The 12,444-nt window shown below is 53.7% G+C and carries 5 protein-coding genes and 2 pseudogenes; 6 read left to right on the forward strand and 1 reads right to left on the reverse strand.

Going from position 1 to position 12,444, the window contains the following annotated elements; translation table 11 throughout:
* Positions 1–3: 3 nt before the first annotated feature.
* The 4 genes and pseudogenes from QZJ86_RS02475 to QZJ86_RS21545 all read left to right on the forward strand — a co-directional run.
* Positions 4–201, forward strand: coding sequence for a winged helix-turn-helix domain-containing protein (locus QZJ86_RS02475; RefSeq protein ID WP_301936144.1), 198 nt, complete (start codon positions 4–6; stop codon positions 199–201).
* 319 nt (positions 202–520) lie between these two features.
* The gene (locus QZJ86_RS02480) at positions 521–3,127 is read left to right on the forward strand and encodes a glycosyltransferase (RefSeq protein ID WP_301936146.1); all 2,607 of its coding nucleotides are present in this window, start codon (positions 521–523) and stop codon (positions 3,125–3,127) included.
* A gap of 472 nt (positions 3,128–3,599) precedes the next feature.
* Entirely contained in the window at positions 3,600–5,927 is a 2,328-nt protein-coding gene (locus QZJ86_RS02485; protein ID WP_301936149.1) for a TonB-dependent receptor, read from the forward strand.
* A gap of 198 nt (positions 5,928–6,125) precedes the next feature.
* A pseudogene (locus QZJ86_RS21545) lies at positions 6,126–6,231 on the forward strand (DNA gyrase subunit B); the annotation flags it as partial.
* A 7-nt stretch (positions 6,232–6,238) separates the two neighbouring features.
* Here QZJ86_RS21545 and QZJ86_RS02490 read toward each other — a convergent pair.
* The gene (locus tag QZJ86_RS02490; RefSeq protein WP_301936151.1) at positions 6,239–10,525 is read right to left on the reverse strand and encodes a PAS domain S-box protein; all 4,287 of its coding nucleotides are present in this window, start codon (positions 10,523–10,525) and stop codon (positions 6,239–6,241) included.
* 163 nt (positions 10,526–10,688) lie between these two features.
* Between QZJ86_RS02490 and QZJ86_RS02495 the strand changes: the two are divergent.
* A pseudogene (locus QZJ86_RS02495) lies at positions 10,689–10,912 on the forward strand (transposase); the annotation flags it as partial.
* 257 nt (positions 10,913–11,169) lie between these two features.
* A complete protein-coding gene (locus tag QZJ86_RS02500; RefSeq protein ID WP_301936154.1) occupies positions 11,170–12,390 on the forward strand; it encodes a sialidase family protein in 1,221 nt (406 codons plus the stop codon).
* Positions 12,391–12,444: the final 54 nt, after the last annotated feature.

The following is a 12,444-nucleotide window of genomic DNA, read 5'->3' on the forward strand; positions in this document are numbered from 1 at the left end:
GAAATGGTAGAAACAATTGGCGAAGCGGCTGGAATCATCTGGCAATTTTTGGACTCGCATGGCGAAGCCAGCATTAACAAGGTTACAACTGAGACCGGCTTGGGCAAGAACGATGTGCAACGGGCTATCGGTTGGTTGGCTAAAGAAGGCAAACTTAATATAGAAATTAAAGGCCGGGTAGAAACCCTGTCGTTGAAATAACAGTTCTCCCCCGCATACCTGCTTAAGGTTGGCCTAAGCGTGGCGGATTTCAATACCAGCTCTTGTGGTTGGTAGAGATGCCGCCCGCTGTCAGCCTTGGGCAGGGTTTTCCGATGCCGCCGTGTTTTGTAGGTAGAGCTGTTACCTGACAGGGGCGCGTGACCTTACTTGACGAGTGCCATGCGCTTTGTCGAAATCAGATGCTGTAAGAATTAAAGGATATTGCCCGCTTGTCATCCCAAGCCGGTCTTGGCAATGTCGCAGAACTACAAAAATATCAATTCTAATAATCCCCATAATGCGGAGTTTCTCACTCGAAATGAAAGCCAAAATTGCTACCTTTCTAACGTTGGTATTTCTGGTTGCCGTCAACCTTGGCATCTGGTCTTACATTAATAACCCGTTGAAGATTCCGTCGTGGAGTAAAACCATGATGGGTCTGACTTTCAGCCCGATGCGGCGCGATTCCAATCCGCGCGAGGCTAAATATCCCAGCAAGGAACAGATTTCCGAGGATATAGCACTGCTGTCCGATAAGGCTCATTCGATCCGGACTTATACGGCGCTGGAAGGCATGGAAGTCGTACCAGAGTTGGCTGCAAAAAGCGGGGTCAATCTGGCGATGGGGGCTTGGATAGACACCGACAAAGAGAAAAACCGCCGGGAAATCGAAGCGTTAATCTCGCTGAGCAACCAGTATCCGAAAGCCATTGTTCGCACCATCGTCGGTAACGAAACGCTGTTAAGGAAAGACGTTCAGGTTGAGGAATTGATCGAGTATATCCGCGAGGTCAAGAAACGGACCTGGAAGCCGGTCAGTACTGCCGAGACTTGGGATCAGTGGGAGGCGCATCCGGAGTTGGTGGCGGAAGTCGATTTTATCGCCGTGCATATCCTGCCTTATTGGGAGGGCATTCCTATCGAGGCGGCGGTCGATTATATTTTTGAACGTTATCACGAACTGCAAACTATGTTTCCTGGCAAACAGATCGTGATTGCCGAGGTGGGTTGGCCGTCGGACGGTCAACCGTTTAAGCACGCAACGGCTTCGCTGGCCAATCAAGCCAAGTTCCTGCGTGAATTTCTCAATCGCGCCACCGAGGAAAACCTGATCTATTACGTGGTTGAAGCATTCGACCAGCCTTGGAAAATCGATATAGAAGGTACTGCCGGTGCCTATTGGGGGTTGTTCAACGTCGATCGCCAGCCTAAGTTCCCGATGGAAGGCGATGTGCTGGCCAATCCAACTTGGCGTAACTGGGCCAGCGGCGCGGCGGTCCTCAGTATCATCCTGATGGCAGCGTTTCTATTTACCCGTAAGAGTTTGAAATTGCCTGGCAAGTTTTTCTTCGGCATCATCGCCAACTTGGCGGCATCGGTATTGTTTTGGTCGGCTTCAATAGCCGCCGCCCAATACCAGACCGGTTTTTCGGTGGTGTTCTGGGCAATCTTGCTGATGATGCAGGCCATGGCGGTTCTGGTATTGCTGACCGAAAGTTTGGAAATATCGGAAGTGATCTGGCACCGTAAGGGCCGCCGTACTTTCACGCCCTTGACGCCGTCGGCCGATTTTCGTTATCCGAAAGTATCGATACATCTGCCGATCCATAATGAGCCGCCGGAAATGGTGCGCAAGACCTTGAATGCCTTGGCCAAGGTCGATTATCCAAATTTCGAAGTATTGGTGATGGATAACAACACCAAGGATCCGGCTGTTTGGCAACCAGTGCGGGATGATTGTGATCGACTGGGTGCTAAATTCCGCTTCTTCCACTTGGACAACTGGCCCGGCTTCAAGGCTGGTGCGATCAATTATGCATTGACCAATACCGCCGAGGACGCCGAAATCATCGCGGTCATCGATAGCGATTACATCTTGAACCCGGATTGGTTGAAAGCGATGGTGCCGTATTTCGATCAGGAAAATGTCGGCTTCGTACAATCGCCGCAGGATTATCGGGATGCCAATCAAGGCGCATTCAAGGATATTTGCTACTGGGAGTATGCCGGTTTCTTCAATATCGGTATGGTGCAACGCAACGAGTTCAATGCCATCATTCAGCACGGCACGATGACCATGGTCCGCAAATCGGCCTTCGACAAGGTCGGTCCGTGGGGCGAGTGGTGTATCTGTGAGGATAGCGAGTTGGGCTTGCGCTTGTATGAGGCCGGTTACGATTCGGTGTATTGCAAAGAATCTTTCGGCCGAGGCTTGATGCCGGATACTTTCTCCGGCTACATGACCCAGCGTTTCCGTTGGGTATACGGCGCGATGCAGATCATCAAAAAGCATTGGCGGCATTTCTTGCCCAATAAAAAATCGTCGCTTACCTCGGCGCAGCGTTATTACTTTGTGGCGGGTTGGTTGCCGTGGTTTTCCGATGCGTTGGCCTTGTTGTTTACCGGCACCAGTCTGGTGCTGACCGCTTTGCTGCTCTATGATCCGCGCCACAGCGAGTTGCCGGTCAACGCCTTTCTATTGCCGACCATAGGCTTGTTTGCCTTCAAAATCTTGCGCGGTCTATGGCTGTACAAGGCAAGGGTGGCTTGTTCGATGTTGCATGCATTAGGTGCTGCGTTGGCTGGGCTGTCGTTAACCCACACCGTGGCGCGCGGTACCTTGCAAGGCTTGTTTACCTCAGGCAAACCGTTTATGCGTACGCCCAAATACGAACAGCAAGGGCCGTTGGTGGCTGGCTTGTTGATCATTTGGCAAGAGTTGTTGTTACTGATTTTGTTGGCTGCCGGCATCGTGGCGATGCGCATGGAGCCGCATTTCGACAATATGAGCGGCAGATTGTGGGTGGCGGTGCTGGCGGTGCAGTCAGTGCCGTATATTGCGACTTTCCTGACCATCCTGATTAGTGTCGCGCCTAACTATTTTCCAGGCAAAAAACTGTCTGCGGATGAATTAGACGCGGAATAATTAAAGCCGGCTGATCGATACCGAAAAGCCCTTGTCAGCTGAAAAGCCGGCAAGGGCTTTTTGTTTGCGCGATAGATCCTAGTTTCTGATTAGGCAAGGCCTTCACTCGGTGGCGCAGCCGTGTTTGGATAATAAGGAAACAGGGGGCGCAATTAAATTATGTTATTTGACGCATAAAATATGAGCTATTTGCCATAGTTTTTTGATTTCATAGGTCGTTTATATGAATCCTGATTTTTATCATATTGATATATTTGTAAAACGTTGATAAGGACTGAAATTTGCTGACAGAAGCGAACTGTTAAATAAAAACGTGTGAAAACAAATAAAAATTCGTGGACTGCTAATCAAAGCCTCTCTGAATAATTGGCAAAACGACATATTCGGCATTGACTGCGTATCTTTTTAATTCCTAAATCCTATGAAACATTCAAAAATCAAACTTCGCGTCAAGCCCCCGCTGATTGGCGCAATGCTGCTGACAATCTTGCCCGGTCTAACGGTGGCCGAAGCAGCAGAAAACGCTGCGGCCGACGAAAAAGGGAACAGCAAATCCGCTACGGTTCTGCCGGAGATGACGGTTACTGCGGACAGCGAGAAAGCCGCCGCCCAAACGGCGACGGAAAAATATAAACTGCCTGCTGTCACGGAGAGCGTTACCAAGGAAAAGCTGGAAGATACCGTCAATGTGATGAACACCGAGGATGCGATCAAGTATCTGCCTAATATTCTGGTGCGTAAGCGCTATATCGGCGATAAGGAAATGCCGGTATCGATGCGCACATCAGGTACTGGCTCCAGCGCGCGCAGTTTGATTTATGCCGATGGCATTTTGCTCTCCTCGTTGCTGGGCAATAACAACGGCATGACCGGTTCGCCGCGCTGGAACATGGTTTCGCCGTCGGAAATCGAACGGGTCGACGTGATGTACGGTCCGTTTTCCGCGGCCTATGGCGGTAACTCTATCGGTGGCGTGATTGACATTACCACCCGGATGCCGGAAAAATTCGAGGCGGGCGGCGGCGTGCAGTCTGCTTGGCAGGAATACGATGTTTACGGGCACACCGATACCTACGATTCGCAGCAATACACCGCCAACCTGGGTAGTCGGCATGGCGATTTTTCCTGGCGCTTTGATGTCAGCCATTTGGATGCACATAGTCAGCCGATAAGTTACTCATATCTTCCCACTAGCTCAGGTGCTGGAGGTGTGGCTGTGACCGGTGCTGTTGGGGATGTCGATAGAAGCGGCACCCAAAGAATATTTGCAATCGGTGAAGGTAATATACGGCATACGGTCCAAGACAACTTCAAATGGAAGCTGGCTTACGATATTACGCCAACCCTTAAAGCATCCTATACCCTGGGCTTATGGCAAAACGATGAAAGCGGCGGTTTTAACAGTTACTTGCGTAACGCAACAACCGGTGCGCCGGTCAATAGCGGGTTGATAAATTTCGGCGGCAGGAACTATAACCTCAATTCAGGTCCGTCATTCGCCTCCAATGACTATCAGCAAATGCACTGGTCTCATGGTATGGCTTTAAAATCCAACACCGGAGGGATTTTCGACTGGGAATTGACCGGCAGTGTGATCAATTACGGTCAGGATGAGCAAAGAGCGCCGACGGTTGCGCCGAATCAAGCTGATGCCGGCGGCGCCGGTAGAATTACCAGTTTAAAAGATACCGGTTGGCACACGGTCGATGCTAAGGGCATCTGGCGTCCTGATTCCGCATGGGGGCCGCACCATGTTAGCTTTGGCTATCATCATGATCTTTACGAATTAAACAATCAGCAATACAACACATCCAATTGGTTATATGGCGGCAAGGGTAGCTTGTTTACCAACTCTCAAGGCAAGACCGAAACCAATGCCGTTTGGTTACAGGATGCCTGGACATTCGATCCGGCGTGGACGCTGACCTTGGGTGGGCGTCTGGAAAGCTGGAATGCTTTCGACGGCACCAATACCGGCTCCAATGGCAGAACGATCAATCAGTCCAACCGCAGCGATTTACGGTTCTCCCCCAAGGCATCGCTGGCCTGGAAGCCAACGGATAGTTGGAAATTTACCGGCTCGTTAGCTCAGGCTTACCGTTTCCCGACGGTGACGGAATTGTTTCAGGGGTCTAACGTGGGTTCCGGCGGCACCGCTAATATCGTTAATCCAAATCCCACGCTGAAGCCTGAAGAGGCCTTGTCTTCCGAGCTTTCCGGCCAGTATTTCCTAAACGAAGGTTCATTGCGCTTAAGCTTGTTTCACGAGAAGGTTTACGACGCCATCTACAGTCAAACGACTTTTAGTCCAGCGACTAACTCCACCTTATCCTATGCCCAAAACATCGACCAGATCAGCACCTATGGTTGGGAGTTTTCCGGTGAACACAGCAATGTTGGTATCCAGGGTTTGGATTTATCCGGCAACGTGACTTGGGCACATTCGCGGATCGATAAAAATGCGGCCTTACCTTCGTCGGTGGGTAAACTGCAGCCTAGAGTGCCTGAGTGGCGGGCCAGTGCTACGGCCACATACCATGTTACTAAGGATTTTACGTCCTCTGTCAGCGGGCGTTATAGCAGTCAGCAATACGGGCAGATCGATAACAGCGATGTCAATCCGGATACCTATACCGGCACGGGTAGTGCGTTTTTCGTCGTGGATACCCGGGCCAAATATCAGTTGACCAAGCAGTTGACGCTTTCCGCCGGCATTGACAATATCACCAATGAAAAATACTGGATTTTCCACGTGTTTCCGCAACGTACGTATATTGCCGAGTTGAAATTCAACTATTAACCAATAATGAGAAATCCCCCGGCTCAGTCGGGGAGACAGCCTAAGTTTGACATTTAGAGGAGCCCACACTAGGACGCTCCAGAGCGTGAGCCGCCAAGCACACGCAAGAGGAGACCTGATGGACGCGAACGAAAGCTTAAGTCACTCCAAATATGCGGTATCCCAAGTGAAAGCTTACATCAAGGGTAAGAGCGCGATATCGCCACCCTGATCTGCGCTGTTTTACCAGCATTTCAACGTGCTGGTCAGGGCAGGGCACCTATTCGTGGCGATGCCGCCGCTGTATCGGGTCGACGTTGGCCGCGTTCCGTCTACTGCCGGATTGCCTGGATCATCGCCTGCAATTGTTCAAGCAAGGCATCCAGCAAACCACGAAGTTCTCCAAGTCTCGCTAGCGCCTCCGGGGTGCAGCCCCGTGCATGGAGTTCACACAGCTCTGCTGCCAACGATCGTAACTTTTGGAACAGCGGTTTGAGGGTAGCAAAAGTCGGTTGTGTCGCATGGCGGGCCAGACCCTCGGCACTCAGCCACATACCGAAACGACATTGAGTATCCAGTGGCGGCGGAGCTTCACGCATGCCCATGAGGTAGCTTGAGATGGCTGCAACCCAGACGCGTTGTTCGGTGCCGGCAAACAGCAGCGGTAAATCATCGTGTTTGATGCAGGGCAGGTTGCCCCAGGCTGGATTGGGGTGCCAGGCCGCCGACCAGGCGGCTAACTCGTGTGCCTGCATGGGGCGCGCGATGTAGTAGCCCTGGGCCAAGTCGCAGCCGAGTTGCAGCAGCATTTCGCCGTGTTCTGCGGTCTCCACCCCTTCGGCAATGACTTGGCGGTGCAAGGCCGTGGCCAGGCTGACCATACCCTCAAGAATGGCCAGGTTGTCCGGGTCGTCGAACATGTCGCGCACGAAGCTCTGGTCGATCTTGAGCTGAGCGACCGACAGGCGTTTCAGATAGGTCAGTGAGGAATAACCGGTGCCAAAGTCGTCCAGGGCAAACATCACCCCCATCTCCCGGCAAGCCTCGATGACATGGGACACTCGGGGCAGATCCTCCAGAGCGCTAGTTTCCAGCACCTCAAGTTCGAAACAGCAGGGCATGATTTCCGGATGTGCCGCCAGATGGGCGCGCAGGCGCTCGACGAAATCCGCTTGCTGCAACTGGTGGGCACCTATATTGACGCTAACCTGGATCTCCAGTCCAACGGCATGCCAGAGCACCATCTGGGTCAGCGCCGCGTCGATCACCCACTCGCCGACTTCGACGGCCAAAGGATGATTATTGATCACAGGCAGGAACAAGTCCGGCGGTAGTAAACCTCTTTCCGGGTGTTGCCAGCGGATCAGGGCCTCGGCGCCGATAACCTCCCCCGTGCGCATGTTCACCTTGGGCTGGTAATACAGCACAAATTCGCGCTCGGTCAGGGCGCGACGGATATTCTCCAGGCTTTCGTGATGGCCACGGATGCTGCAGTCCTGCTCGGCGTCGAAGACATGGTAACGGTTCTTGCCGGCCAGTTTGGCCTGATACATGGACTGGTCAGCCTGGCGCAGGAGTTGATCCGCATCGATGTCCTCCGCCTGAGGGTAGAAGGTGACACCGATACTGGACGAGACCTGGAGCACAAGGTCACCCGATTGCACAGGCTGGGCAGCAGCGGTGAGGAGGCGGGTGAGCATCGGCACGCTGGTTTCGACGTCGGTCAGGTCAAGCAGCACGGCAACGAACTCGTCGCCGCCCAGGCGGGCAAGGGTGTCGCCTTCGCGCAGGGTCTTTGCCATGCGGGAGGCTAAGGCGATCAACAACTGGTCGCCGGCTTTATGCCCGTGATTGTCGTTGATGGATTTGAAACCATCGAGGTCGAGGAAGGCCACCGCCAGCAATTGCCCGCGCCGGCGAGTCTGAGCCATGCCTTGATGAAGCCTGTCGGCCAGCAGCACGCGGTTGGGCAGACTGGTCAAAGTGTCGTAGTGGGCGATATGTTCGAGCTGTCTTTCGTGCTCCTTGAGCGGGGTGATGTCGGAGAACAACGCCACATACTGCCTGATGTTGCCCTGGGTATCTCGCACGGCGCTGATGGTTTGCATCACGGCGTACACCTCGCCGTTCTTGCGCCGGTTCCAGAGTTCGCCGTACCAGTGGTCTTTCTCGATCAAATCGCGCGCCATGGCGGCGTGGAATTCTATTTCCTGAAGGTCGGAGCTGAGGAGGCGCGGGTTCTGTCCCAGGACTTCGTCGCGGCTGTAGCCGGTGATGTCGCAGAACGCATCATTGACGTCGATGATGGCACCGTCATCAGCCGTGATCATGATGCCTTCGCGGGCATGGGTGAAGACGCTGGCGGCGAGTTGGAGTTTTTCTTCGGCTTGTTTGCGCTCGGTGATATCGGTGATGAAGCCATGCCACAGCGTGGAACCGTCCACTTCCCGCTCTGGCAACGCGTCGCCGAATAGCCAGCGCACCGTGCCGTCACCAAACTTCACCCGACACTCATGGCGCCACGGAATTAAATCTTGCGCCGATTTCTGGACGGACGCGACGAATTCGCCATAGTCGTCCGGGTGTATTGCGGCAAATATTTTGGACGCATCCGCGCTGACTTCCTCCGGGATGAGGTGGAATATCTCACGGATGGCTTCACTCGCGAAAGGCATGCAGGAACTGCCGTCGGGGCGCAAACGATATTGGTAGACAACCCCCGGCACCCGGCTGGCGATTTTATGGAGGCGACTCAGCGCCTCTTCCCGCTCATCTTCCAGTAACTTGCGCTCGGTGATGTCGCGCAATATACCAATCGAATGCCAAGCGCCTTTCATGTGAACCGCGGAGAGTGAAAGCTCCAGAGGGAATTCACTTCCGTCCTTGCGCAGCCCGCTAAGCTCGAGGGTCTTGCCGACGGCCGCTCCCTGCCCGGTTTGCTGAAAATGCGGAAAGGCCCGGCGGTGCGCTTCCCTGAAGGACAGGGGAACCAGCATCGTGTGCAGATTGTGCCCGAGGACTTCTGCGCGGGCGTTGCCGAATATCCTGCCAGCCGCTTCATTCCAGAACTCGATGTTCCCGGCGTCGTCGAGCATGATAATGGCATCCTGGGCGGACGAAGTAATGATACTTAACCGTTCCTCGCTGCTCCGCAGTTCTTCTTCGGCAAGTTTGCGCTCGGTGATGTCCCTGTGGGTTCCGATCATGCGCAAGGGTTTGCCGTCCTTACTACGGCTGACTATCATGCCGCGATCGTGTACCCACTTATAGCTGCCGTCTTTGCAGCGGACACGGTAGTCGCTGACATAAACCGGGGTTTTTCCATCGAGATAGTCCTGTATGGTGGCTTGGGCGTTTGCCGTGTCCTCGGGGTGGATGCGTTGCGTTAATTCCTCCAGCCCATTGCCAATCTCATCTTCGGTAAAGCCGAGCATTTCTTTCCAGCTTTTGGAGAAAAATACGCTGTTGTCGGCCAAGTTCCAATCCAATAAGCCGTCGCCGGGACCTTCGATGGCAAATTTCCAACGGAATTCGCTCTCCTTCAACAATTCCTGGCTATGCCTGATCTCTCCAGTCAGCTTGTCGGCGATACGGATGGCGTTGACTCGAGTGTTGATCAGCGCAAGCATCAACCAAAATAGTAGACCGTTAAGGGTAAGGCCTCCGGCCAGGGCTGCCCAGGCTGGAGCGTAGCTGATGCCGGACAAACTTTCGATGTTATCAAACACCAGCAGCCACTGATGGCCGTTGAAGTCGAGCATTCGCTGCTGGTAGAACAACGAATTCAAATCAGGTGAGCTGGCGGGTTTGCTGTCGATGAGCAGACTGGCGGGAATCGGCCGAAGCCCATCGTAGATGTGCAGGTCTATGGTTTTGCCTTCCTGGCTCACCCAGTCGCGAAGAATGCCGGTCATCAGATCATTCATGCGATATGCACTATAGACCCAGCCGATCAGCGCCGTCCGTTTCTGTTCGAGCGTATCCATCGGTGCGCCGTTGCGATAGACGGGAACATACATCAGCGCCCCCGCCTGGGCACCCGCATCCTGCACCAGTTCGACCCTGCCGGACAGCGCCGCCTCGCCGCTGTCGCGCGCCTGTTCCATGGCGGCTCGCCTGATCGGTTCGGAATACATATCGAAACCGAAGGCACTCAGGTTGCGGTCTCGGAAAGGTTCAAGGTAGACGATGGACGTGTAGATGGCGCGCTCGCCAGCTGGGTGTACGGTGTAATCGGGAAATCCTTCGCCGCGAATCCGGGCGATGTGGTTGGCAAGCCCGGCCGCTGGGATGACTTGTGCAAACCCGATTCCCTCCACGCCGGGAACATTTCGCTCGGCATGCAATGTCTCGACGTAGTCTCGCCATTCCTGGCGGTCAACCTCGACTGACGCAGCAAAAAGGCCACTGCCGCCTCGAAGAATCAACGCGTAGGCGCCAAGACGCTCCTGGATTTTGAGAGTGACCTGATCGCAGGTAAAGGCAAACTGACTTACCGCATCTTGCTCGATGTCTTGTTTAACATGAAGACTGCCGAAGACGGTCGCCAGCAATCCAACGCCGAGCGCGAACCATGCGCCCCCTGTTTTCCATAATAAACTGCGTTGCAGCTTTGGCATGCGGACCCCCCTCCTGTCGTAAAAATGGCGAAGCCGCGGAGGGTTTGCCGGTGCTGGCAAATCTACGCGCGAGTGTACACTCAAGCTGGAACGATACTAGCATCTACCCTGCTGGCGCAATACTGGAGTCGGTGTTAGCCATTTGGGCCGGTATAATACGATGCCGTCGAAATATGCGTTGTCCCAAGTGATAGGCGACATCAAGGGTAACAGCACAATTCATTTGGCGAGGGTCTATGGCGAGAAGAAACGTAATTTTTTGGGGCAGCATTTCTGGCCGTGGGGTATTTTGTTTCGACAGTTGGCAGGGATGAAACGATGATACGGGAATATACCCGGCATCAAGAGCGGGAAGATCAGCGAATTGAGCAAATGAACCTTTGGCAATCTGTCGCCCTATTGGCGGCAAATGATAAAGGGCCGCGTTGGCGTCCCCATTTACCGCTTTGAGCGGTTCACTTTATACGGCCCCCGGTGTTGGCGGGGGATATTTACGCCAATCTTCAGGATGATTGGATAAAGCCCGGACTCTTCGGAGCCTGGGTTTTCGGTGTGTCATATAACTCAGTTTAATTTGGCGTGTTTAAGCGCGCCGTAACGTTCACAACCTTCGACAGACGATGATGAAATTTCATACCCTTTTAATGCTTATTGTTTCCCTGGTTTTGAATGCTTGCGCGACTGAGCCGGCAACTACACATCAGGACGCGCAGGCCGCCAAGCCAGAACAACATGCCGATCAAAAAGCCTATTGCGCCGATCCGCAAGCGGTTCCGGCCATCGCCTGTTCCGAGACGGTGACGGCGGCTTTCGGAAATGACGGTACGCTGTGGATAGCCTGGGTCGCTCGCGATCGTATTTATCTGCAGGCATCGGTCGATAAGGGCGCGCATTTTTCCGATCCGGTCGCGGTCAATGCCGAACCGGAATCGATTGCTGCGCGCGGCGAATATCGGCCGAAAATCAAGTTGGATGGGCAAGGCAATATCTATCTGACCTGGACCCAAAATCTGGAAAAACGCCATACCGGCCATATCCGTTTCAGTCGTTCGACGGATGGCGGCAAAAGTTTTTCCAAGCCGGTTACGGTTAACGATAATCTGGATGTGATCGGCCATCGCTTCGATGCATTGGCGGTCGGCAATAACGGTGAGATTTTCGTGGCTTGGCTGGATTCTCGCGACAAGGAAAAAGCCAAAGTTGCCAAACAGGAGTTTGCCGGTACGGCCGTGTATTACGCTTGGTCGGATGATGGCGGCAAAAGTTTTTACCCCAACAAGATGGTTGCGCCGCATAGCTGCGAATGCTGCCGATTGGGTACCGAGATCGATGCCGACAATTTACCGGTAGTATTGTGGCGGCATGTCTATGACGGCAATATCCGCGACCATGCGTTGGTGAAATTCAAAGATTGGCATACGCCCGGTCCGGTCCGGCGAGTCAGCGAGGAAGGCTGGAAAATCGATGCCTGCCCGCATCACGGTCCGGCTTTATCGATTGCCGATAACGGCGTTTACCATGCGGTGTGGTTTAGTGGTGCCGCGGATAAACAGGGCTTGTTTTACGGCTATTCCAAGAATGGCGGGCTAAGTTATTCGCTTGCCTACCATTTCGGCCATCAGGGTGCCAAGCATCCTAACGTGGTCGCGCTAGGTAGCAAGGTGGCGATAGTTTGGTCGGAATTTGACGGCAGCCATAATCTGCTGCAACTGATCAAGTCCGAGGATGGCGGCCAGAGCTGGTCGCAGCCCGAAGTAGTCGGTAAAACGGCGGAAAGCGCCGACGATGCGTTTTTGTTGAGCGACGGCGAAAACGTCTATTTGTCCTGGCAAACTGCGCAGGGTTATCAATTCAGGGCGATTTAAGTTAGGCTTATTCCCAATAAGCCATCGCGCCGAGCCTGACGGCGCGACGGTAGC

Source organism: Methylomonas montana (genome assembly GCF_030490285.1).
GTDB classification, from domain to species: domain Bacteria; phylum Pseudomonadota; class Gammaproteobacteria; order Methylococcales; family Methylomonadaceae; genus Methylomonas; species Methylomonas montana.